The sequence below is a fragment of the Kordia periserrulae genome, from assembly GCF_003054265.1.
In the GTDB taxonomy this organism is placed as follows: domain Bacteria; phylum Bacteroidota; class Bacteroidia; order Flavobacteriales; family Flavobacteriaceae; genus Kordia; species Kordia periserrulae.
The window spans coordinates 263,608-288,052 of sequence record NZ_QBKT01000001.1; the positions used below are offsets into that span (position 1 = coordinate 263,608).

Here is a 24,445-nt window from a genome sequence, read left to right on the forward strand (position 1 = left end):
CGACAAGATCAATGAGCGGCAAATCCACTCGAAGTGATGGCAACTTTTAATGTGTAAATTTGATAATTTGAAAATGTACCAATGATTTTAACAGTTGCAATCTTGAAACTGAATTTACAACAAAGATACTAAACGTCACTTCGAGTAAAATCTTGAAAAGATTTTGTATCGAGAAGTACTATGGAATCTAGCCTAATTCAACATTTAAAATTCATCATTTCTAAAAAACATCCAATCGCACACCTAACGAAATATTGCGTTGTTTAGTATTTGGACTTTTGAAGATTGGCGACAGGTCGTATTTGCAGTACAAACTCATATCGTCCCAACCAATATACGCGCCCAAACCATAGACAAAGTTATTGGTATTGAAATTTCTGCGGATTTCTTGGTCTACATTATCGCCGTTTTCAGCATAGCGTAGTTTTTGCTTTACAGCTAAGTTGACACCGAAATAACCACCCAATCCAATTTTGAATTTTGAGTTGGTGTAATAGCGCACATAACGTTCATTTTCCACTTTGCGTGAAGGACCAAATTCAAAGTATAACGGGATTGTTAAATTGGTCATTCGTATTTTGGAACGATTCAAATCGTTGGGAAATTGCTCTAGCGTTGTCAAGTCGCCATTATCAACAAAATAGCGATTTCCCGTAGGTTTTAAGTTGTTGTATTGCAGCGTTAAACCATAGCGAAAACGTACAAAGTTGTGATTTTTAGCAACACGTGTGCTCCACAGAATTCCAAATTCGAAGAATCGCGAACCGCCCATTCTGTAATCGGAATCGCTGAGAGAAACACCATCTTGTATAGCATTATTAAAACCAAATGCAAACATGATGTCAGATTTCGTGCGACGGTCATAGCGAATAGGTCGTTTTTTGATTTTTCGGGTATCAAATACTTCTCCAAATCGAATAAAACTTCCTTTTTCACGAATGTAATAGCCCGTTATCATTTCGCGTTTGTTTTTCGCCATACGATATTCGATGTTTGCTACGGACAATTTTGCTGCTTTCTTTTTTTGTTTTTCAGCTTCTTCGGGAGTGATTTTTCCTTTTTCTAAATCTTCATTAATCAGATTTACTTTTCGTTTGAGCAACTCCTTTTCATCTTCCGTGATGGCTTTTAAAAGACCTTCAAGGTATTGTTTTTCACGCTCCTTTTTAAGTGTAATGGAATCTTTTGTTTGATTCGGAATGCTGTCTTTTTGTTGTGCTTTTGCACTAAAATTTATGCATAAGATAATCAGGCATGCATACAAAGTACTTGTTTTCATGTTCGTTTTTTTTATGTTAATTGATGATTTTTGTAATTTTTTTGAGCGATTATTGCTCGATATCTGCTGTTCGCGTTCGTTGTAAATTGCGTTTTACGAGTTCAAATACGCGTTGTTTGAATGACTTATCGAGCTCGTGTTCTACTTCGTTCAGCAATTCTTCTGCAGTGGCAATATGTGTATCATTTACTTTTTCTTCTTTGACTTTTAAATGTTTGAGCGATGCTTGTGCTTCTTTCAGTAAATAATCAATTTCCGCATCGGTGACCGTTCGTTCTTCTTTTTCAAATAATGATGCGATAGATGCCTTTAATTCGTCATTGGAAGCTACTATGATTTCTTTTTCTTGTATAACCGTTTCTAACTTTTGCGGCACTGCTTTTTCTTGAACAACGACAGTTTGCTGCACTTCTTTTTGCAAATCGGTTTGCAATTCTTTTACCTGTTTTGTAACTTGTTTTTCAGTATTTACGATTTGTTCTGTCACAACAACATCCGTTTCTTTTGTAGGATTGATTTCTTTTTGTGGTGTGATGATTGGCTTGGATTTTTTCTGAACAGGCAATTCTTCATTCGCAATGACATCCTCCACTTTTGCCGTTTCTGAACGTAAGATGCTAAATACAATCCAACCAATGAGCAATGCCAAACACGCTGCGTACGGAATATACATTTTTTTGCTACGCTTTTGTCTGTCGTTCGCATCAAGGCGAGCAGCGAGTGTTTCCCACGATTGCTCCGACACTTCCATTCTGCGTTCTTCTAGTAGTTGTTTGATTTCAGGCGATTTCATTAGCTCTGTTTTTTTTTGATTGTAATTGCGTTTGAAGCGTCTTTTTTGCTTTGAATAGTTGCGTTTTGGAAGTACTTACCGAAATTTGCAACATTTCTGCAATTTCTTGATGTTTGTATCCTTCTATTTCATACAAATTGAATACAATTTTATAGCCTTGCGGCAACGCATCAATCGCTTTCTGAATTTCTTCTACACCAGCATTTACGTCCATTTCACACTCAGTGATTTCGGTATAACTTTCAATTTCTTCTACCGCAACCAGCGGATTCTTTTTTCGCAAAAACGAAATCGATTCCCGAATCATAATTCTGCGAATCCAACCTTCAAAACTTCCGTTGTGTTGAAAGGTTTTCAATTGTGTAAATACTTTGAAAAATCCCGAAAGCATGATTTCTTCTGCATCGTGAATGTTGGAAATATAATACCTACAAACGCTCAACATTTTTGGCGCGTGTTGTGCATACAAAACTTGCTGCGCTTTTCGGTCGTTGCGTTTTGCTCGTTTGATTAATTGTGCTTCTTGTAGATGTAATTGTATAACTTTCACTTTACAGGCTGCTTTCTATTGACATAGACGCAATTTTTGTGCAAATGGTTGTCTGACGATGAAAAAAATTATTTTTTTCTATCAATTACGTAGTTTACCATCAACTCTAAAGAGTCCTTATAGGTAGATTTTGGGTAGGTTTCCAGCAGGTTGAGCGCTTTTTCTTGGTATACCTTCATTTGATTCACGGCATAGTCCAATCCGCCAACTTTTTTTACAAAAGCAATCACTTCTTTGACTCTTTTTTTGTCTTTGTTATGATTTTTGACCGAGTTGATTGCCCACTTTTTTTCTTCCTTCGTACAATGATTCAACGCGTAAATGAGCGGAAGTGTCATTTTTTGCTCTTTGATATCGATGCCTGTAGGTTTCCCGATTTGCGTTTGTCCGTAATCGAATAAATCATCTTTTATTTGAAACGCCATTCCGATGTATTCGCCAAACAAACGCATGCGCTCTACTTCTTCTTCAGAAGCATTTACGGATTGCGCACCCATGGCACAACAGGCTGCAATTAAGGTTGCAGTTTTTTGTCGGATGATTTCATAGTAGATTTCTTCAGTAATATCCAATCTACGTGCTTTTTCAATTTGCAACAATTCGCCTTCACTCATTTCACGAACTGCCACTGAGATGATTCGCAACAAATCAAAATCGCCATTATCAATCGATAGTAATAATCCTTTCGACAGTAAATAATCGCCCACCAAGACCGCAATTTTATTTTTCCAAAGTGCATTGATAGAGAAAAAACCTCTTCGTCGATTGGAATCGTCTACCACATCATCGTGAACTAAAGTTGCGGTGTGAATCAATTCAATTACCGAAGCACCACGATAGGTACGTTCATTCACAATTCCGTCAGACACCATTTTCGACACTAAAAAAACAAACATCGGGCGCATTTGCTTTCCCTTTCTGTTAACGATATAGTGTGTGATTCGGTTGAGTAGCGCGACTTTGGAAGACATTGAATTGTAAAACTTTTTCTCGAAAAGTTCCATTTCTTTGACAATCGGTTGTTTTATCTGCGCGACTACTTTCATGTGGCTGCAAAGATATTAACTAATTCCATGATTTGTGTCCTTTTTAACAAGAATCAAACACAATTCATCGTTTTATCAGCCACCTTTTTACGCTTTTTATGATTCTTGACTTGCGATTCTTTTTTGATGAATTGAAAATTTTTGTTGTAAACTTTTAGCAAATTCCTAAAAATAGACTTGTGAACGTTAAAAACAACGCAGATTACTTTGTGTATTGTATTTTTTCATAACTTGAAGGATATTAACACTTTAAAGCCGAGCTTATGAAAAAAATTACACTTTTACTTTTTACATGCATTTTCTTCCAATTTGGATTTGCGCAGTTATCCGAAGATTTTGAATCTAGCGCTACCATTCCCGCAGGATGGACGAGTTTTATTGGTACCAACGGTTTAGGAACGGTACAAAATTGGCAAGTGAATGACGGAGCTACTAATAATGTTGCCTTTGTTACTTGGGAAGCGGTTACGGGCGGAAATTCGGAAGATTGGCTTGTGACACCACAGTTTACGGTAGATGCTACAAATTTTATTTTATCGTTTGACCAATCGGATAGTTTTGCTACGGATTATGGTTCTACATACACAATTCGCGTTTCAACGAATACGCAAACCACACATGCCGATTTTGTGATTGTAGACACGCAAACAGAAGCCGATGTTTGGTCTGGCGGACCGTTGGCACAACACACGGTGGATTTAAGCGCCTACATTGGTCAACCTATTTATGTAGCGTTTGTATTAGAACAAAATGATGGCGATCGTTGGATTATTGACAACGTAGAAATGATTGCCAACGCTACTGCACCTGACCCTGCGACAACACCAACACCTGCAGATATGGCAACAGGCGTTGTGATTGATCCTGCGGATGATAATATGGACGGAATGCCAGACAATTCGGTTTCGTTTGCTTGGCAAGCTGCCACTACTGGCGATCCTGCCACAGCGTATGATGTGTATTTGGGCGATTCGCCAACGACACTGAATTTATTAGGAACACTTGGCGCTACTTCAGTTGATATTACAGGAATGCAATATTCTACGCAGTATTATTGGCAAATTGTAGCAAAAAATGTTGGTGGAGACGCTATGAATTCTCCTATTTGGAGTTTTACTACCGAAGCCGACCCGTTATCGGTGGAGGAAGTCGATACCTCGAATTTTATACTATATCCTAATCCGACAACTGGCATTGTACAGTTTCAAAGTACGCAACCTATTAACAAGTTAAAGGTGATTAATTTCTTTGGACAAGAAGTATTGCGTGTTGATGAAGAAGTACTTACCAATAAGCAAATAGATCTTTCAACTTTACGCGCTGGAACGTATATTATGATTGTCACTATTGGCGATAACACCAGTTCTTATAAAGTTGTGAAGCAATAGTTTTCAAAACATATTTCATAAATAAACAAAAGCCTTCAGAGTTTTACTTTGGAGGTTTTTTGTGTTTTTAATTGAAAGATTAAAAGATTTAAAGATTGAATGATGGAAGCAAGAACAACATTGATACATTTTCAAATTATCAAATTGTTACACTAAAAATATTATTCTTTATTCGCCAACTGTCCGCATGCTGCGTCAATGTCTTTTCCTCTGGAGCGTCTTACCGTTACGGTAATTCCGTTTTGTTCTAAAGAATCTACATACCTATCAATTGCTTTGTTGCTGGCTTGTTGAAATTGTCCATCGTCAATTGGATTGTATTCAATCAAATTAACTTTGCTTGGCACATCTTTACAAAATTTCACTAATGCATTGATATCTTTTTGTTGGTCGTTAATGCCATCCCACACTACATATTCGTAAGTAATTTTGTTTTTGGTTTTATCGTACCAATACGCCAGGGCTTCTTTTAAATCTTTGAGTGGAAAGTGTTCATTGAACGGCATGATAGATGTACGAACTTCATCAATAGCAGAATGTAACGAAACAGCAAGTTTGAATTTCACCTCATCGTCTGCCATTTTTTTAATCATTTTTGGAACGCCCGAAGTAGAAACGGTGATTCGCTTAGGCGACATTCCTAAACCTTCATCCGACGTAATTTTATCGATCGCTTTTAATACATTATTGTAGTTCATCAACGGTTCGCCCATTCCCATGAAAACAATGTTTGATAACGGTCTGCCATGATACAAACGGCTTTCACGGTCAATTGCTATTACTTGATCATAAATTTCGTCAGGATTCAGATTTCGCATGCGTTTTAATCGCGCTGTAGCGCAAAATTTACAATCCAAACTACAACCTACTTGACTTGAAACACAGGCAGTAGTTCGTGTACTCGTTGGAATGAGCACGGATTCCACAATCAAACCATCATGCAAACGCACTGCATTTTTGATAGTACCGTCCGAACTTCGTTGCATTTTGTCCACACGAATATGATTGATGACAAAGTTTTCTTCTAACATTTGACGCGTATCTTTGGAAATATTCGTCATGTCATCAAAATTGTGTGCGCCTTTTTGCCACAACCATTCATAGACTTGATTTCCGCGAAACGCTTTGTCTCCTTGCGACACAAAAAATTCTCGAAGCTGTTCTTTGCTTAATGCACGTATGTCCTTCTTCCCTGCTTGTTTCATGCTGCAAAAATAGGGAGAATTTATGAGTTAGTTAATGTAGCAATGAACTAATTGAAAAATGTAACAATTATCTACTTTTCACTTCAATTTTTAATTCGTAATCGCCTTCGGTTAAGCCTTCTGCGCCCACAACACCAATCACGACTTTGTACGACCTATTGATAGCATTTATGCGAACCTTTCGGGAATGATCTTGCGTTTTTCCACGCCATTTTCGATCCCATTTATAGTCGGCTTCACACGTGATGCAGCTGTTCAAATTTGGCGGAACGGCTTCGTTAGTTTCACCAACTATGTACGCGTACAAACTAAAATTGTGCTTTTTATTTTTCGGAATGACCGTAATAAACATTTCAGAATACTTCGGAATCATGGTCGAATACAACACATGATTTCCTGTAAATTTTTGATTTTGCGTCGCAGGAAAGCACGCCACACTGCTATTGGCTGCCCATGACAAATCGGGTATTTTTTCACCGCTGGATAAATTTCCCTCGTACGAAGTCGTACTGTTGGGACTGACTTTTAATGAATACACTTGTTTTTGTGCAAAAGTGCTGTGACTTATCAACACACAAAAAATTACGAATAAAATACCTGTTTTCATGATGGAATGCTTTAGTTGTTACTTTCAAAGTACACAAAAAAGCTACTTGCAGAAGATTGATTTGTATTTTCGGTTGTCAATTTTGTACAAACTACCGATTTTATACTTTTTGAAAATTTGCACAAAAAAAATCCTGCCATTCGACAGGATTTGCATATTTCTATTTAAAGATATCTCGACAGCGCTCGATATGACATGATTGATTATAAAATCAACATTGCATCTCCGTAGGAATAGAATTGATATCCTTCTTTGATAGCTTCATTGTACGCTTTTAGGATGAAATCGTGACCAGCAAAGGCTGAAACCATCATTAATAAGGTAGATTTTGGTGTATGGAAATTGGTAATCATGCAATTCGCAATACTGAAATCGTACGGAGGAAAGATGAATTTGTTCGTCCAACCTTCGTATTCGTTCAAGGTACGCTCTGAGGATACTGAACTTTCCAATGCACGCATTACCGTAGTTCCTACAGCACACACTTTACGTTTGTTTTGCTTCGCATTGTTTACTATTTCTACTGCTTTTGGCCCTATTTTTAATTCTTCCGAGTCCATTTTATGCTTGGATAAATCTTCTACCTCAACTGGGTTGAAGGTTCCCAAACCAACATGTAGAGTGATTTCAGAAAAATCAATTCCTTTGATTTCCAAACGCTTTAATAAGTGTTTTGAAAAGTGTAAACCTGCCGTTGGTGCAGCTACAGCGCCTTCTTCTTTTGCATAAATAGTTTGGTAACGCTCTTCGTCTTCTGGCTCTACTTCTCTTTTGATGTATTTTGGGAGCGGTGTTTGCCCAAGTTCACTTAGTTTTGCTCTAAATTCTTGATACGAACCGTCATATAAAAAACGTAAGGTACGACCTCTAGAAGTCGTATTATCAATCACTTCTGCTACTAAGCTTTCGTCATCCCCGAAATATAATTTATTTCCAATTCTAATTTTACGTGCAGGATCTACCAACACATCCCATAAACGTTGTTCTTCGTTTAGTTCTCTTAATAAAAAGACCTCAATGCGTGCGCCTGTTTTTTCTTTGTTTCCAAAAAGTCGCGCAGGAAATACTTTTGTATTGTTCAACACCATTACATCTCCTTCATCAAAATAGTCCACCAAATCTTTGAATTTTCGGTGTTCAATAGTTTGCTTTTCGCGATTCAACACCATTAAACGTGCTTCATCTCTGTGCTCGGAGGGATATTCTGCTAATAATTCTGAAGGAAGATTAAAATTAAAATGCGATAGCTTTTTTGCCATAAGTTTTTTGAGTTTTTTTAAGAATTGCAAATATACAATCTCAACATAGGGGTTGTCAAGTATTTGGCTTGTTTTTTTAGGTTTCGGTCACTTTAATTCCAATCTTTTGTATATCTGCCCAAAAATCTGGAAAGGATTTAGAAACAACATCCGCTTTTTCGATTTGAATAGGAACACGCAATGACAACGGCGCAAAAGCCATTGCCATTCGATGATCTTTATAAGTTGCTATGGAGATGTTTTCGTTAATATTGGTTGCTTTGTGTAAATGCAATGATTCGTCTGTTATGTCTACAGAAGCGCCTAGTTTTTCCAATTCGGTTTTGAGTGCGACAAGTCTGTCGGTTTCTTTGATTTTTAGTGTATGCAAGCCAATCATTTCACAAGATAGTTGCAATCCGAAAGCAGTAACTGCAATAGTTTGTGCGATGTCTGGTGCATTTTTTAAGTCAAGCTTGATAGTTTCCTGTGTTGCTTCACGCGTTTTGCAAAGTGTGATGGAATTGTTTTGAAAACTCGTTTCTACGCCAAATTTTGTATAGATTTCCGCCAAGCAAGAATCGCCTTGTAGACTGTTTTTTTTGTATGACGAAAGCGTAATTTCTGTGCCAATCTTACTTAAAGCAATCAAACTATAGAAGTACGACGCCGAACTCCAATCGGATTCTACCGTGAATTTTTTAGTTGCTGACAAAGCCTTAAACGCTGCTACCGTAATGATATTTCCTTCAAAATTCGTCTGCACACCAAGTTCGTTGAGCAACGAAAGTGTCATGTTGATGTACGGAACCGACGTAATGTTTCCATCCAGCGTAAGCGATATGCCATTTTTCAAAGTTGGTGCAATGAGTAGTAAGGCAGAAATATATTGACTACTTACATTTGCTGCTAATGTTACCGAATTTTTAGTAAGTTTTTTTCCGTTGATGCGCAATGGCGGATACCCTTCGTTGTTGGTGTATTGAATGTCTGCACCCAATTGTTGCAAAGCTTCCACCAATATTTTAATTGGTCGTTCTTGCATGCGCGAAGAGCCTGTGAGCGTTATTTCTTGTCCGTCACGTGTTGCATAATAAGCAGTTAAAAACCGCATTGCCGTTCCTGCGTGATGAATGTCTTTGACCGTTTCTGTAGACGACAAGGCTTTTTGCATTAATTGCGCATCGTCTGAATTGGAAATGTTGTCAATCGTGATATTCGGATATAAAGCTTGCAATAAAAGTAAGCGATTGGTTTCACTTTTAGAGCCTGTAATGGCAATATTGGATTGTAGATGAAGTGTAGATTTTTGAAGCTTTATATTCATGGTTTATAAAATGACGTCTGTTGTTTATTTCAATTTTTCGTTGTTGTGATGACGATCGTGGTCACGCTTGGTTTTTTTGTCCATCTTTTTGTCAAATGCAGCTTGCAGGTCAATTCCTGTTTGATTTGCCAAACATAGTACTACAAAAACCACATCTGCCAATTCTTCACCTAAGTCCTTGTTTTTATCACTTTCTTTTTCACTTTGTTCACCGTAACGTCTAGCAATGATGCGTGCTACTTCGCCCACTTCTTCCGTGAGTTGCGCCATGTTGGTAAGTTCGTTGAAATAGCGTACGCCGTGTTCTTTTATCCAAGTGTCTACTTGTAATTGTGCCGCTTGTAAGTTCATTTTTTGTTTTTGTGCAAAGTTATGGAATCTTCGTCGCAATAACCTAAAAAACCCAATTTTAAGCAGTTTTAAAAAGCAACTTAAAATTGAGTTTTTGTAATTTTTTGATTTTTTTTTAGAACTTTAAATCTTCTTCAATACTACTTTTTCTTTTTCTTTTTCCACCAACATTTTGTAGAATTCACGCAACGCTCCGTATTTGTCTGGTGTAATTACAGAAGCGTTGATTTCTTTTGACATCACCACGCTTATTCCAACTGCCGTTTTAGAAATGTTAAACGAATATACACCTAAGTTTTCTGGCATTTTAACCATTCCCGCTTCGGGTAATGATTCTACCTCGTATCCTTCTGGCAGTGTAATATTCATCATGATTTTTCGTTTCCACGGATAGCCAAAATCAACAGGATATACACGTTCTTCAGCTTTGAAAATGTTTTCAGAGGTTGCTAAAAAGAATAATGGTGAAAAGTACATTTTGTCACCAATCACTTCCGCTTGTGCTTCTTTTTCAAACGCATACGATTCCATCACGGGTTCGCCTACTTTGTTAAGATTTTTTACTGAATGTTCTGAAATTTCAATGTCTTCAATACTGTTTTCCAATCGCTCCAAATAGTCTTCTTCTTCAACTTGCGCATACATTTCGCGGAAGTTCAGTGCGTTGTGCGAAGTGTATTGTGTACGTTGTTTTCCCGTAAGGTCACCGTTTTCATCCAACGTTACATTAATCATCGTTGCACGTGATGCTTTTTCTTGTGGCATCAAACTGATTTGATTCCAACTTCCGTCCTTACGAATGAGTCGCCCTGACCAATTTAACGCTCGCAATGGCAATACATTTGGTTCACCGTAATAGTTAGTCGCATCCAACAAAATCACTGCATTTTCCACTTCAATTGCGGTAATTACATAGTTGAAACCTTCCAACGTTGGGAACAACGTAATTCCGTGTGAACGTGTGCTTAAAATCACGGGATTGGCGTTGATACCTGCGTGACGCAACATGGCAGTGAGCATCAAATTCATGTCTGCCACGTTTCCTGTTTTATCTTTATACGATTTGCGAACGCCCAATTCAGGATATTTTCCGTAGTTTCCGTTCCACTTGATTCTATCGCGCACATAGAAGTAAATCATCGCGGCTTTTTTCATATCGCCCGATACGCCTGCTACCAAGTTGTCTATATCACTTTTAAAGTAGGACGATTTTTCCAATTCGCCACCGAAGCTTTCACTTCTGTAAATCGTTTTTACCACATCGTCCCATGATTTTGCAAGGTATTGTGGAATGTCGTTTGGCATTTGCACTTGCGCCAATTCAAATTTTACCGCACTTCGGTAATTTTGAATATTACTCACAAAATTTTCATCTTTCAGAGCTGGCACATTGCTGAGATTGTATTTGGTAATGTTGAATGTGAAATCGATGTCATCTTTAGAAAAAGTTGTTCTCACAGAAGTTGTTCTACTAGTTCCTCCGTTTCGAGAACTCCCTGTTAAGGTAATTGTTCCTGGACGTGTAGTTTCTACTGGACTTATTCTAAAATAACCTTTGTAGTGTTTTTTATAGGTAAAATATTCGTGCGCTTCAAAAACGACTTCAATTTTATTAACAGGAATCTCGTATTGGAAATAGACTTCATTGATGTTCCAATAATATGGCGACACTACTTTGTAACGATATTCCACAACCGAACCTTCTTTTACGTTTGGCATCGTAATTTTTTCGATGTCTACGTATTCGTTCCGTTTTTCTGTAAAGATTCCGTCTTTACGCAATTTGGTGTCTTCAATTTTTCCACCTTCCAAGTTGTAGGTATATCCTTTTAGGTTGGAAACTTTTTCACGATTCCCGCCATCTCCTTTGTAGAGCGGAATGGAGTGATTTGCCCAATCCAAACCGTCTTTGTTATAAATTTTGATGCGTTTGTGAATATTGGTTTCTACTTGAAATCCTTCGCCTTGTATGTAACGTAAGGTGATGTAGTTTTTTTCAAATAGAATTGCCGCATTGGCTTCTGGGTCATTAGGATGTTTTGTTTCTTCTAATTCAGCTTTGGACACTTCACCAAAATCGAAATCTTGTGCGTGTAATGTGATAAAAGCAAACATTGCAAGCACACATATTGTGTATTTTTTCATTGTAGAGTTTATTTTTATAGAATTTAGGAGATTGAATTATTTTTTTACTAATACAATTTTAGAACTATCGTATTTGACAATTTTCTTGATAAATTTTCGATAGTTGCTGTATTCTTCTTTGGGATACAAACCATCTTTTATGGTAATTTTTCGTGTGAATTGTAGCGTTTGATTGTCTTTTTGTTCGATAGAAAACGAATAGCTTCCAAATTTGGTTTCATACGAAACATCGTCTGGCATGGCTTCTATTTTAAAATCGCTAGGCAATTTGATTTCATACGAGTCAACGTCTTGATATCCTCGTTGAATTTCCAATGGAAATTTACGATTTCGGTAGCGATCAGGAATGCTAGAAATTCTATTGAAAGCGTTTGGCGCAAATAACAATCTGTCGCCCGTAACCACGCCATACGCATCAGCATTGAACGCTACTTTTTCTGTGAATACGACTTCTTTTTTGTCGTTTTGTAGTTCTATGTTGTCTATGTTTACATTGTTGACTGCGTAGAAATATTTTTTATAGCGTTTATCCTTTTCAACATCTGAAAAATCTTCTATATAAAAACGACTGTCATATTGTATTCCGTAAGTTTTGATAGTAACCTCAGCATCTATGTTTCCATTGGCATCTAAGGTATAATTTCCTGTGGTTTCTTGCAGATTTTCTTCCGTTGCGTATTTTTTGGTGTGTTTTAGTTGTCCGCCTTCTGGAGTTACTACCAACACATTTCTATCATCGGTAAAATCGCCAATATGACCAAAAGGCATTTTTTGACTGGTACATTCCAACCAAATATCATCACCATTGTTCGGAAGATTTAAAATCACGTGATTTCCTTGTCCGAGCGTTGCAAAATCTTCATAAAAATTCACAATTTCACTTCCTGATTGCACAACCGTATAATACGATTCAATTCCCGCAATTTTCAGCAATGCCATCATATAGTTTGTCAAACCTTTACAGTCACCATAACCTACTTTATCTACTTCAGCAGCTTCAATCGGTTGGTAACCGCCAATTCCGACCTGCACACTGATGTAGCGTGTTTTTCCTTGCATGTATTCGTAAATTCGTCTTGCTTTTTCAATATCGGAAGTTGCATCAGCAACTAAGTTTTCGATGGCTGCTTTTGTTTCTGCATCAACCGTAGCACGTCCTAGTAAGAGATTATCGTAAATCCATTTCCCGGTTTCATCCCAATCTTTCACTTCCGCGCTGATACCTTCGTAAGTAAACTTACTAAGTGCAAGGTATACTTGCGGTTTTATTTTTGCTTCTGACGGACTGTACGCTTCAGGTTTCATTCCTGAAACATCATCCAAGACATAAATTAATTTGCCTGGATTTTCTATTTTGACCACCCCAAATTCCTCCAAATTCAACTCTTTTTTATACAAGGAAAGTGATTCCGGATAGGTAATTTGATATTTGCTTTTTTGAATGCCTGTGTAATAGCTAAGAGGCGAAAATCGGGGTAGGTTTGCGGTTGTTTTGTAGTTGACAGTACTGGTAAAAACTACTGTGAAAGGATAGGAAATAGGCGTGTAATCCATGTATTTTATTCGAGAGTCAGAATACATGGTTACGCCATCAACGGCACTGACATCTTGAAAATCGCGTTCGCGGATTTTTTTGATTTGCTTTCCAAACTTATCATAGATTCTAGCTTCTAAGTCTTTGATACTTGTAGAGTTATCATATCCAGCTCCAGCCTGAATTTTGCTCAAACCATTTTCGTTTAAGACCGTTACAATTCGTTTTTTAGACACTTCCATATCGTCAGTTGCATTTACGGTCACTGTAGTTTCATCTAAGCGAATAACGGCATTTGCATTTTTTGTAAGTTCTTGTGGAAGTGTGAGATAACTGGTAAGATTATCTTGAGCGTTCGCTACATGTATAGCGAATATGATGGCAACTGTTGCCAAAAATTTTAAGCGCATACGTTTGTATTTATTTTGATATTAAGGGAGAACAAGTCACGAATATAAGAAAAGTTATTAATTTAACGTAAGTTAGATATAGATTTCATTCAAACTTAAATTTAAGTTCTCATGGAAACTTATAGAATCATCTAAAAATTTAGTTTTATACTTTCTTTTCTTTGCTCGCCCAAAGAAAAGAAACAAAAGAAAAGGCGCTTTTCCAGAGGTGTTTTTAGTTTTTCTTTTAAGGAAAAACAAAAACCGCATGATTTTTTCTAAATTTTCTCCAAGGATTCAAAAATTTTTAACGAAAAATTCCTGCTACACTGCGGAAAAGATTAAAACGACTGTTCCTTAAAATTGATAAACGTTCAATTATTCCTTGTTTTTTGTATCAATAATGATGGTTACAGGACCGTCGTTTAATAAGCCTACTTTCATATCGGCGCCGAAAATGCCTGTTTGTACTTTTTTCTGAATGTCGGTTTCAAATTGTTTTACAAACGCTTCATACAACGGAATAGAAACGTCAGGTTTTGCTGCTTTGATATAGCTTGGACGATTTCCTTTTTTAGTACTGGCATGCAAGGTAAATTGACTTACGACAATCGCTTCTCCGTCCACATCGATAAGGGAAGTATTCATGACGCCATTTTCGTCGTTGAAGATGCGCAATTTGGCTATTTTTGCAGACAACCAAGCAATGTCTTCCTGCGTGTCTTCATGCTCAATTCCCAACAAAATTAGCAATCCGTGCCCGATGTTGGCTACTTTTTTTCCGTCGACAGCAACACTTGCCTCCGTGACTCTTTGTATGACAGCTCTCATGATTAGACTTCTTTAAATTCGTCCATACGATAGTTGCTTTCGTCGCCTTCTATCATTTGTAGATAGCTTTTGTAACGCGACCAAGCTATTTCACCATCATCAACCGCATCTTTTACCGCGCATTTTGGTTCTTCAATGTGGATACAGTTGTTGAATTTGCACTGACTTTTTAGCGCGAAGAATTCTGGAAAGTAATCGCCAATTTCTTCTTTTTCCATATCTACAATTCCGAAACCTTTGATGCCTGGCGTATCAATGATTTTTGCACCAAATTCCAAATCGAACATTTCGGCAAAGGTTGTGGTATGTTGTCCTTGCTTGTGTTGTTCAGATATTTCTTTGGTTTTTAAGTTTAATTCTGGAGAAATTGCGTTGACTAAAGTAGACTTCCCAACGCCTGAATGTCCTGCAAACATGCTCACCGTTCCTTTCATGCGTTTTTTAATGACGTCTATATTTTGTTGCTTTTTGGCAGATATTTCTATGCACTCGTAGCCTATGTTTTCATAAATGTCTTTGAGATACATGACCTCAGCACGACGTTCAATTTCTTTGTAGGAGTCAATTTTGTTGAACACCAGTACGCACGGAATGGAATAGGCTTCTGCCGTAACCAAGAAACGATCGATAAAACTTGGAAACGTCGGCGGATTGTCAATTGTAATTAACAAAAAAACCTGATCAATATTGGCAGCAATAATATGTGTTTGCTTGGAGAGATTGACCGATTTTCGAATGATGTAGTTTTTTCGGTCAAAGATTTTGTCAATGATGCCTGTTTCGGTGTTGTTATCCGTTTCAAGCGTAAAATTCACGTTGTCGCCAACCGCAATCGGATTGGTGCTTTTGATGTCTTTGAGTCTAAATTTCCCTTTGATTCTACACTCGTATTCGTCACCGTTCTCGGTTTTTACCAAGTACCAACTTCCCGTAGATTTATAAACAGTTCCTATCATTAGTGCAAAGATTATGATTATTCTTAAAAAAACAAACGATTGTCGTACAGGCTTTTCAGAATCTTATAAAAATGTTAAGTAAGGTGTTTCCGTACTGCGTTTTATAGAAGGCATTGTATATTATAAAATAACAATTAAAATATACATTATGTTACAAAACATTTTAAAGGTAAAAGGAGTTCGTGAACTTACAAAAAAGACACAACTTGAAATCGTTGGGCAGTTAGGTAGTTTTTGTTGTGAATGGTGTCCAGATGGAACTTGCAACGGCTGGGTAGATTCTCCAAAAACGACATGTCCTTTTGCACCACCGTGCTAAAAAACAAAGCCATCTCAAGCGTATGACTGAGATGGCTTATTTCATTGTAATTGGATTATTTACTTAACGTGAATTCGATATAACTATTTTATTATACAACTGATTACTAATAGATTATACTCAATATCAAATCGAGCATTATCGTAGATACCGAGCATAGCTCATGAGATTCCTTTGAAATTATCAATTCTTAGTTGTTCTTGACTGCGCTCGAACTGACAATTAGCTATTTCTCAGTGAATTGTGAATTACATAGTGATTTCTTAAGTCGAACTCACGTTACTTAGTTTTGAATTTGAAGTCTCCCCAATTTATCTTTTGATCTTCTAGAAGCATAAATGATATAATCACCTGCAGCTTTTTGGAAATATACACCTGGTCTGAGTATCAAGCGTTCTTCTTGCAAATCTTCTGGATCGAGACGCGTGATGTTTCCTTCATTATCAAATACAAATGCTGTTGGAATGGCTTTGTTGTAGTTTCCTAGCTTTTTTATTTCTTCAATATCAGTAACGCCAACGTTCTTTTTGTTGTCGTTAAACACAACCGTCAGTTGTCCGTTTTCATAAATTGGAATTGCGCTTAAATATTCTGGACCTTTTCCTGCTACTGCAATTGGAATTGAAACGCTCACTCCGACAGAAAAATTATTTCCGCCAGCAAAACCAAAAATTCCTAAAGAGAATACCGTAAAACTCGCTTTTTGTTCTTTCGGAATTACGTTTGTCCATGCTACCGAACCATCTGCATTTAACGATGTTACAATGATTTCGTTGTTGATGTATGTAATTGGCTGAACCGACAATGGTCCAATTCCTTGACTTCTTCCCACAAAAACTTCCTGATATTCAGATAATAAAAATAATCCGCCGTCATTTTTTTCAATGATACTATGCGTTCTGTACAAAGGTTTGATGTCTTTGTCTTTTTTAGCACGACGTTCTCCAATGAGCTTTACTTTGGTTTCGTAATCGAATTTGTTGAATTTTAAATTTTTTACGTCATTGGTTTGTACATCAACTGTTGCGGCGTAAATTCCTCTGAGTTTTTTATTGGCTTTTCCATTTTTACGAACACCTGAATAAAATCCTACCAAATGCAATACATCTTTGTTGGTCGCTAAAATTTCACAGTTAATCACTTCTCTATTGGTAAAATCAATATTAATGATTTCTTTCGCGTAGTCTTTGTCTTTTTTGAATGCGTGTACTTCAAACTTTTCGATGTTTTTTTTCTGCTTTCTGTCTCGGTAACTTTCGTTAATTACTACAAAAATATCATCGTACACATTTACATCAAAGTCTGCAATATTGAACTCTAAATCGCTTCTGTCTTTGAACGGCACCTTTTCCAAGTCTGACATTTGAGTATCAAGACTTTCGTTGAATAGTTTTATTTCGTATTGTACTTCGTCTTCTTTGTCAAAATACGCTGCATGCATGATGAGCAATCGCGCTCCATCTGGCGAACTTTTAAAGTAAAAAGCGCCTCTTTCTCTCTTTTTGGTCACTTTTGTTTTGAACAAGATTTTTCCTTTGTTAGAAATTTTTCCATCCGCAGAAATAGGAAATCCTAATAAGTGATTTTCTTTGGCTTTGCGGTCGTACAAACTTCCAAAAGCGTATAAATTATTCCCGATAACGATGATTTCTTCAAACGTAAGGTCTTTTCCGTTATATTCGGCAAATTCGACTTCTTGTTTTCCAATTTCAGCCATCGTATCAGAGCTAAACATTTTTAGAAAGTATTTATTCTTTCCTTTTCGAGCTAAGGTGTAAATTTTACCATTGACTTCTCCCGCAATTCGGACAATTTTTTCTTTGTCTTCTTTAATTTCTTCTCCGTACGAAATTGTGATAGGACCAAGTTTTCCTTGTGCGCTCATAGTGCATACTACAAATAATAGCATACAGGCGCTGATAACGTGTTTCATGTGTTTACTTACAGTTTTAAGTGATTGAATTTTGAATTAATTTTTGGGGATATTTTTTGGCTTCTAAGGCAGTTATGTATTGTTAAAATTGCTACAAACATATAGAATTTAGAAGAGATTCGAAGTCCTTAGTTGAATTTTATGACTCTTGAACGCAAATACAAAAAGATACATTATTCTTTTTCAACAACTTAGCTTCTTATTAAAAATTTAAAAAAATTGAGTCTTGTTTTTTGCTGCGATATTTCATGTCAATTAAACATCAAAACGTACACTAAGTGCAAAATCGAGCGCAGTCGAGATTCCTTAGAAAGTGAATCTCTAAGATTTCTCGACTGCGAACTAACAAGTAATTGTATGCAACCTATTTACTCATAATTTTCTCCTGATGGTTGATAGATTCTTGGTGAATCGCTTTAAAGATGCGCAATACAAATTCTTCACTTAGTTGATTTTGCTCACCTTCGAGAATCATTTTGCCTAAAATTTCATTCCAACGTCTGGCTTGTAAAATGGCAACGTTTTTCGCCTTTTTCAATTCTCCAATTTTATCGGCAACTTTCATACGTTTTCCTAGCGTTTCAATCAATTGATGGTCAATGACATCAATTTGCGTACGCAATGTATTGAGTGCGTTACGGTAATCGGCTTCTGTGTCAGTTTCCTTTCTGATTTTTAAATCGTCCATGATTTCTACTAAACGCGTTGGTGTAATTTGCTGTTTGGCATCACTCCACGCATTGTCTGGATCAAAATGTGTTTCTACCATCAATCCGTCGTAATTTAAGTCGAGTGCAGTTTGACATAAATCGAAAATGATATCTCTACGCCCTGCAATGTGTGATGGATCTAAAATAAGTGGCAAATCTGGGAAACGGTTTTGCAATTCAATTGGAATTTGCCACTCAGGATTGTTTCGGTAGCGCGTTTTCTCGTAGGTTGAAAATCCTCTGTGAATGACACCTAATTTTTTGATATCAGACGAATGCAAACGCTCAATGGCACCCAACCACAATGGCAAATCTGGATTTACAGGATTTTTCACCAACACAATTTTATCCGTACCTTGCAATGCATCTGCAATTTCTTGTACAATAAACGGACTTACCGTAGAACGTGCTCCAATCCACAACACATCAATATCGTGTTCCAACGCCAAACGCACGTGTGTTGCATTGGCAACTTCGGTAGCCGTTAACATGCCTGTTTCTTCTTTGGCTTTTTGCAACCATTTGAGACCTAAAGCACCGACACCTTCAAAATTTCCTGGTCGTGTACGTGGTTTCCAAATTCCTGCGCGTAATACAGTAGCATCGGTATCTTTCAGTTGATGCGCTATGTTTAATACTTGTGATTCTGTTTCAGCACTGCACGGTCCCGCAATTACTAGCGGATGCGGCAGCTCAAAGGCATTGAGCCAGTTTCTGAGTTCTTTTTTATTTTCCATGGTTTGTTTTTTATGTTTTTTGTTCTTTGTTATTCGTTATTTGTTATTTGTTGATTCGTGTATTTGTCTTGGCTCTTGACTCTTGGTTCTTGGCTCTAAATTATTTGTTGATTCTCTGATTAGAATTTCAATAGGTTATTGATTTCATACTGAAAACCGACAACTGAAAACTGGCAACTACCAATCATTCCAATCCTTTTAATATTTTCTTTATATAGTTTGTGTTTTCCATTTCTTTGTAAATTCCTTCAAAATTGTCTTGCAACATCAGGTTTTTAAATTCTTGTAAGTTGCTGATGTATTCGTCGAGCGTTTCAATGACGTTGGTTTTGTTTTGTTCAAAAATGGGTGTCCACATAGCTGGTGAGCTTTTTGCTAAACGCACGGTGGATGCAAATCCACTGCCTGCCAAATCGAAAATATCGCGTTCGTTTTTTTCTTTTTCTATGACCGTTTTTCCCAGCATAAACGAACTGATATGCGATAGATGCGATACATACGCAATATGTTTGTCGTGCGATTTCGGATCCATATATCGAATGCGCATTCCTAAGTTTTTAAACAGTTCTAATGCTTTTTCTTGCAGACTGAACGCTGTTTTTTCGACTTCGCAAATAATATTTGTTTTGCCTTCAAACAACCGTTGAATTGCCGCAGAAGGTCCCGAAAATTCGGTTCCTGCAATTGGATGCGCTGCTAAAAAATTGCGCCGTTTTGGATGCGCTGCTATGCTTTTACAAATTTGTTCTTTGGTGGAACCCGCATCAATGACCAACGCATCATCTTTGACCGTGTGTAATACTTCGTCGATAATTTTGATAGACGCATGCACAGGAATCGTCACAATGACAATATCTGCATTTTCAACATTTTGTAGTGTTGCTTTTTGATGAATTAACTGTCTTTGCAGTGCTTCTTCCAAATGTGCGTCACTGACATCAATACCGTGAATGATTGCCTCAGGATATGTCACTTGAATATCCAACGACATGCTTCCGCCAATAAGTCCAATTCCGATGATATATACGTTCATTGTTATGCGATTCTGTTGATGACTTCTTTTATTTTTTCTTCCGATACACAAAGTGAAAAGCGCACATAGCCTTCGCCTTGTGTTCCAAAAATGCTTCCTGGCGTAATAAACACACTTTTTTCATACAATAGTTTGTCTACAAATTGCTCTGATGTAAGTGTATTGTCCGAAGGTAATTTTGCCCATACAAACATTCCTGCCGTTTCTTTGTCGAACGTGCATTGTAATTTCGTTGCGACTTCCCACACGAGTTTGCGACGTTTTTCATATATAGTGTTGAGTTGCGAAAACCATTCTTTAGAACTCGACAATGCTTTGATAGCGCCTTTTTGGATTCCGTAAAACATGCCCGAATCCATATTGCTTTTTACTTTTAATACATGTTGAATGTGTTCCGCTTTTCCCATCACCATTCCTGTTCGCCAGCCTGCCATATTGAACGATTTACTCAACGAATTCAATTCCAACGCCACTTCTTTAGCGCCGTCAATTGCCAAAATACTGAGTGGATGTTCGTTCAGAATGAAACTATACGGATTGTCATTTATGATTAATATTTGATGCTTTTTCGCAAATACAATCAGTTTTTCAAAGAAAGTTTTCGTTGCTTTTGCGCCCGTTGGCATGTGTGGATAGTTTACCCACATGAATTTTACCTTGCTCAAATCTTGCTTTTCCAATTCGTCTAAATTTGGCAACCAATCGTTTGCAGCATGCAAGTCGTAATATCGTGGAATCGCGCCTAATAATTTGGTTACCGAAGTATAGGTTGGATAACTTGGATTCGCAATCAACACCTCATCGCCCTCGTCCAAATACGCCATAGAAATGTGCATAATGCCTTCTTTACTTCCCATTAACGGTAGTACTTCCGTTTCCGCATTGAGCGTGACTTGATAGTTTTTTTGATAGAAATCGGCAATTGCATTTCGCAATTCTGGAATTCCTTGATAGCTTTGGTATTTGTGCGCCATTTCGTCGTTCAGACTTTCTTCTAAAGCATCAACAACAATACTTGGCGGTTGCAAATCGGGACTTCCTATTCCGAGATTGATAATGTTTTTTCCAGCGTTTACCAAGCCGCGTACTTCTCGCAACTTTCGCGAAAAGTAGTATTCTTCAACTGTATGTATGCGTTTTGCAGGAATCATGTGTTTCGTTGGTTTTTGTAGGTTCCTAAAACTTTAAGACTTGTAGACATTATTTCCAATATTGAAATGGCTTTGGTGTAATCTTCATACGCTTCAAAGGTAACATCGACAAAGAAGGCGTATTTCCAAGGTGTTTCAATAATGGGTAAGGATTGTATTTTGGTCAGATTCAGTTTGCAATCGCTCATAACGTTGAGTACGGTTGCTAAACTTCCTCTTTTGTGGTCGAGTTCAAAACGGAGCGATGCTTTGTCTATTTGATCAATTCCGTTGCTTGGCTTTTCTTTTTGCAGAATGACAAAACGTGTCGCGTTGGTTTTGATGGTTTGAATTTCTGCTGATAACACGTGTAATTGAAACAACTCTGCAGCCGTTTTGGTTGCAATGGCGGCTGTGCCTTTGAGTTTTTGTTCTTGAATTCTTCGCGCGACTTCCGCAGTATCATTATCTTCAACCAGTTTGATATGTGGATATTGTTTAAAAAATTCTTTGCATTGCAACAGCGCCATCGGATGCGAACAGACTTCTGTAATATCTTCTATGGTTTGATTTGGCAATGCCATCAAATGATGATGAATGTTTAAATAGTATTCGCCGTTAATGTGAATATTGTTGGCATCAATCAACGCGTAATTTGGAATGATGGAACCTGCAATGGTGTTTTCTATCGCCATAATAGCGTAATCACTTTTTCCATGAATCAAACTGTGTACGAGCGCATCAAAAGACAGGCATTCGTCCAACTGTATTTCATTTCCAAAATAAAGTTGTGCCACTTTGTGATGGTTTGATCCTAATATTCCTTGTATTGCGATGGTTGATTTCATCAATATTATTTATCGTGTTTTAAACTTGAAAAACAAAAACTAAGTTTCCTGTTAAAGCCACTAATTAATAATTTAAAATAAATGTCAAATTGAGCACAGTCGAGATTCAATCAAAACCTTAATTTTTGTAGTGTTCTCGACTGCGCTCGAACTGACAAATATTAGGTTTTAGTGAACTTTATGCTGTTAAATTATTCTTTATTTCAAATTCACGTTATTAAATTTTTATTCCAAAAAAAAAGTTCCGAATGTATTTCGGAACTTACTTTATATCGTTATTTGTTTTCTACTAAATTACATGACAAAGCGTTCCGACTTCTTTCCAAAAAAGAAGTAAAAATATCCTTGCCAAAAATAATTTGTATTGAACATGTTGTTTTTCATTTCGTTATAGCTAAAGTATAGATTAATTTTTAGATTCAAAATCGTTTTCCAATATTTTTTAAAGAAAAACGTTTTTAGCAATAAACCGCAGTGTTTTTTGTTTTTATTTAATTTAATATCGCGAATTGCTGATAAAAATTTATGTAATTTTGATGTTCAAATCCCTATACTATGTCTATTGTCGTTGAAAATGTCACAAAAATTTATGGCGAACAAAAAGCGCTAAACGCAGTTTCTTTTGAGGTAAAGAAAGGTGAAATTGTTGGCTTTTTAGGGCCAAACGGCGCGGGAAAATCGACCATGATGAAGATTTTAACCACGTATTTGAAAGCTTCGTCGGGAACAGCTGCTGTGAACGAATTTGACACGACTACAGAAGCTCGAAACGTACAAAAAAGCGTAGGTTATCTTCCGGAGCACAACCCGTTGTATTTAGACATGCACGTGCGTGAGTATTTGGCGTTTAACGCGAATGTGTATAAAGTTTTAAAATCGCGCATAGACGAAGTAATTGCCATGACAGGATTGACGCCAGAAGCACAGAAAAAGATTGGCGAATTGTCCAAAGGATATCGTCAGCGTGTGGGATTGGCAAATGCGTTGTTGCACGACCCAGAAGTGTTGATTTTGGATGAACCAACGACAGGACTCGATCCGAATCAGATTACTGAAATCCGCAATTTAATTACGTCCATTGGTAAAGAGAAAACTATTTTTCTTTCCACACATATTATGCAAGAAGTGGAAGCCATGTGTGACCGCGTGATTATTATAAATAAAGGTGAAATTGTTGCTGATACCACCTTGGCAAAACTGCAAAAAGACCAAGATCAAATCATAGAAGTAGAGTTTGATTATCGCATAGAAGATGTATTGATTGAGCAACTTCCGCATGTAACAAAAGTGGTCAACACACATGGTTTGGTGTATGAAATTACGTTTAACACCTCCAAAGATATGCGTCCGACGGTGTTTGATTTTGCACACGACCACAGCTTAAAAACTTTGCAAATTAATCAGAAGAATAAAAATTTGGAGAGTTTGTTTCGGGAGTTGACGGCTTAGGTTCGCTGCGCTCAATTCAAAGATTCAAGGTTTTTTATGTTTTTTTTAATTGCTTCGCTCTTTGATATGCTAGCGCTTTTAGATTGCTGTTGCTTTTAGATTTGTTCCTTTACAGGAATCTTTTTAGATGCGCTTTCGCTTTAGAGTTTTAGTATGGGCTCGCCTCTTGGTGTTTTAGTAAGTTAGTAGTTGAGTTTGTGAGTTTTGTTTGGATAATATTTTCACATTGGCACATTTTCAAATTATCATATTGATTCATTGAAAAAACGTCATATCGAATGATTCGCCTAAGCGAATAGTATCGAAATGTGCTTTGATAAAAAATCCTGTGCAAACAAGTACTTCTCGATACATTTTTTCTGCGAAAAAACACTCGAAGTGACGCTTTTTCTTTCATGATGTAACACACATTTTATCCCACGCAGAGACAAAACGTTTTTTCCAACGAAGTTTGTTTGGTAGTTGGTAATTTTCCTCCATTAATTGCAATGCTATTCATTTTGCAGATGGTTTTCTTTTTTAGCAATAAATCTTTTGATTTTTTTTCTTTCATGCTGTTTCATTTTAGAATTAATAATGACATGAAAGTACTATACCTGTGTCGCTTTGACAACAGTCGTTACCGTTCGTTTATGAATTGAAGGTAT

General features: G+C 37.0%; 22 protein-coding genes. 3 read left to right on the forward strand and 19 right to left on the reverse strand.

Annotated elements, in window-relative coordinates:
- Positions 1 to 220: 220 nt before the first annotated feature.
- The 4 genes from C8N46_RS01235 to C8N46_RS01250 all read right to left on the reverse strand — a co-directional run bounded on the left by C8N46_RS01235 (position 221) and on the right by C8N46_RS01250 (position 3,668).
- Positions 221 to 1,279, reverse strand: a complete 1,059-nt coding sequence (locus C8N46_RS01235) for a porin family protein (protein ID WP_108113034.1) — start codon at positions 1,277 to 1,279, stop codon at positions 221 to 223.
- Between the two features lie 49 nt (positions 1,280 to 1,328).
- Complete coding sequence (locus C8N46_RS01240; protein ID WP_108113035.1) at positions 1,329 to 2,072, reverse strand: hypothetical protein; 744 nt, start codon at positions 2,070 to 2,072, stop codon at positions 1,329 to 1,331.
- Positions 2,059 to 2,622, reverse strand: a complete 564-nt coding sequence (locus tag C8N46_RS01245; RefSeq protein WP_108113036.1) for an RNA polymerase sigma factor — start codon at positions 2,620 to 2,622, stop codon at positions 2,059 to 2,061. Before C8N46_RS01245 ends, C8N46_RS01240 begins: the two co-directional genes overlap by 14 nt.
- 68 nt (positions 2,623 to 2,690) lie before the next feature.
- Positions 2,691 to 3,668 (reverse strand): polyprenyl synthetase family protein, encoded by a 978-nt coding sequence (locus C8N46_RS01250; protein WP_108113037.1) that lies wholly within the window; start codon positions 3,666 to 3,668, stop codon positions 2,691 to 2,693.
- A gap of 263 nt (positions 3,669 to 3,931) precedes the next feature.
- Here C8N46_RS01250 and C8N46_RS01255 point away from each other — a divergent pair, with 263 nt between their 5' ends.
- On the forward strand, positions 3,932 to 5,056 hold the full coding sequence (locus tag C8N46_RS01255; protein ID WP_108113038.1) for a T9SS-dependent choice-of-anchor J family protein: 1,125 nt from the start codon (positions 3,932 to 3,934) through the stop codon (positions 5,054 to 5,056).
- Positions 5,057 to 5,217: 161 nt separating this feature from the next.
- Here C8N46_RS01255 and rlmN read toward each other — a convergent pair whose 3' ends face one another.
- From rlmN to rsgA, 9 genes are all read right to left on the reverse strand, one after another.
- A complete protein-coding gene (rlmN, locus tag C8N46_RS01260) occupies positions 5,218 to 6,261 on the reverse strand; it encodes a 23S rRNA (adenine(2503)-C(2))-methyltransferase RlmN (protein WP_108113039.1) in 1,044 nt (347 codons plus the stop codon).
- 67 nt (positions 6,262 to 6,328) lie between these two features.
- Positions 6,329 to 6,868 carry a hypothetical protein gene (locus tag C8N46_RS01265; RefSeq protein WP_108113040.1) on the reverse strand — a complete coding sequence of 180 codons (540 nt, stop codon included), beginning with the start codon at positions 6,866 to 6,868 and terminating at the stop codon, positions 6,329 to 6,331.
- Positions 6,869 to 7,071: 203 nt separating this feature from the next.
- Entirely contained in the window at positions 7,072 to 8,127 is a 1,056-nt protein-coding gene (queA, locus tag C8N46_RS01270; protein ID WP_108113041.1) for a tRNA preQ1(34) S-adenosylmethionine ribosyltransferase-isomerase QueA, read from the reverse strand.
- 76 nt (positions 8,128 to 8,203) lie between these two features.
- Positions 8,204 to 9,433: a 3-phosphoshikimate 1-carboxyvinyltransferase gene (locus tag C8N46_RS01275; RefSeq protein WP_108113042.1), complete on the reverse strand. Its 1,230-nt coding sequence runs from the start codon at positions 9,431 to 9,433 to the stop codon at positions 8,204 to 8,206.
- Positions 9,434 to 9,457: 24 nt separating this feature from the next.
- The gene (locus C8N46_RS01280) at positions 9,458 to 9,784 is read right to left on the reverse strand and encodes a nucleotide pyrophosphohydrolase (protein ID WP_108113043.1); all 327 of its coding nucleotides are present in this window, start codon (positions 9,782 to 9,784) and stop codon (positions 9,458 to 9,460) included.
- A gap of 123 nt (positions 9,785 to 9,907) precedes the next feature.
- Positions 9,908 to 11,929 (reverse strand): DUF3857 domain-containing protein, encoded by a 2,022-nt coding sequence (locus C8N46_RS01285; protein WP_108113044.1) that lies wholly within the window; start codon positions 11,927 to 11,929, stop codon positions 9,908 to 9,910.
- A gap of 36 nt (positions 11,930 to 11,965) precedes the next feature.
- On the reverse strand, positions 11,966 to 13,873 hold the full coding sequence (locus C8N46_RS01290; RefSeq protein WP_108113045.1) for a DUF3857 domain-containing protein: 1,908 nt from the start codon (positions 13,871 to 13,873) through the stop codon (positions 11,966 to 11,968).
- A 357-nt stretch (positions 13,874 to 14,230) separates the two neighbouring features.
- Complete coding sequence (gene dtd / locus C8N46_RS01295; protein WP_108113046.1) at positions 14,231 to 14,683, reverse strand: D-aminoacyl-tRNA deacylase; 453 nt, start codon at positions 14,681 to 14,683, stop codon at positions 14,231 to 14,233.
- 2 nt (positions 14,684 to 14,685) lie between these two features.
- Positions 14,686 to 15,639, reverse strand: coding sequence for a ribosome small subunit-dependent GTPase A (gene rsgA, locus C8N46_RS01300; RefSeq protein WP_108113047.1), 954 nt, complete (start codon positions 15,637 to 15,639; stop codon positions 14,686 to 14,688).
- A 148-nt stretch (positions 15,640 to 15,787) separates the two neighbouring features.
- Between rsgA and C8N46_RS20255 the strand changes: the two genes are divergently transcribed.
- Positions 15,788 to 15,958, forward strand: coding sequence for a hypothetical protein (locus C8N46_RS20255; protein WP_158269045.1), 171 nt, complete (start codon positions 15,788 to 15,790; stop codon positions 15,956 to 15,958).
- A 283-nt stretch (positions 15,959 to 16,241) separates the two neighbouring features.
- Here C8N46_RS20255 and C8N46_RS01305 read toward each other — a convergent pair whose 3' ends face one another.
- The 5 genes from C8N46_RS01305 to C8N46_RS01325 all read right to left on the reverse strand — a co-directional run bounded on the left by C8N46_RS01305 (position 16,242) and on the right by C8N46_RS01325 (position 22,349).
- Positions 16,242 to 17,891, reverse strand: coding sequence for a hypothetical protein (locus C8N46_RS01305; protein WP_146169691.1), 1,650 nt, complete (start codon positions 17,889 to 17,891; stop codon positions 16,242 to 16,244).
- Between the two features lie 364 nt (positions 17,892 to 18,255).
- Positions 18,256 to 19,338: a bifunctional 3-deoxy-7-phosphoheptulonate synthase/chorismate mutase type II gene (locus C8N46_RS01310; RefSeq protein WP_108113049.1), complete on the reverse strand. Its 1,083-nt coding sequence runs from the start codon at positions 19,336 to 19,338 to the stop codon at positions 18,256 to 18,258.
- 184 nt (positions 19,339 to 19,522) lie between these two features.
- Positions 19,523 to 20,371, reverse strand: a complete 849-nt coding sequence (locus C8N46_RS01315) for a prephenate dehydrogenase (RefSeq protein WP_108113050.1) — start codon at positions 20,369 to 20,371, stop codon at positions 19,523 to 19,525.
- Between the two features lie 2 nt (positions 20,372 to 20,373).
- The gene (locus C8N46_RS01320) at positions 20,374 to 21,522 is read right to left on the reverse strand and encodes a pyridoxal phosphate-dependent aminotransferase (RefSeq protein WP_108113051.1); all 1,149 of its coding nucleotides are present in this window, start codon (positions 21,520 to 21,522) and stop codon (positions 20,374 to 20,376) included.
- The gene (locus tag C8N46_RS01325) at positions 21,519 to 22,349 is read right to left on the reverse strand and encodes a prephenate dehydratase (RefSeq protein WP_108113052.1); all 831 of its coding nucleotides are present in this window, start codon (positions 22,347 to 22,349) and stop codon (positions 21,519 to 21,521) included. Before C8N46_RS01325 ends, C8N46_RS01320 begins: the two co-directional genes overlap by 4 nt.
- A gap of 555 nt (positions 22,350 to 22,904) precedes the next feature.
- Between C8N46_RS01325 and gldA the strand changes: the two genes are divergently transcribed.
- On the forward strand, positions 22,905 to 23,798 hold the full coding sequence (gene gldA / locus C8N46_RS01330) for a gliding motility-associated ABC transporter ATP-binding subunit GldA (RefSeq protein WP_108113053.1): 894 nt from the start codon (positions 22,905 to 22,907) through the stop codon (positions 23,796 to 23,798).
- Positions 23,799 to 24,210: 412 nt separating this feature from the next.
- On the opposite strand, the gene C8N46_RS20260 is transcribed toward gldA, so the two are convergent.
- The gene (locus C8N46_RS20260) at positions 24,211 to 24,351 is read right to left on the reverse strand and encodes a hypothetical protein (RefSeq protein WP_158269046.1); all 141 of its coding nucleotides are present in this window, start codon (positions 24,349 to 24,351) and stop codon (positions 24,211 to 24,213) included.
- Between the last annotated feature and the right edge of the window lie 94 nt (positions 24,352 to 24,445).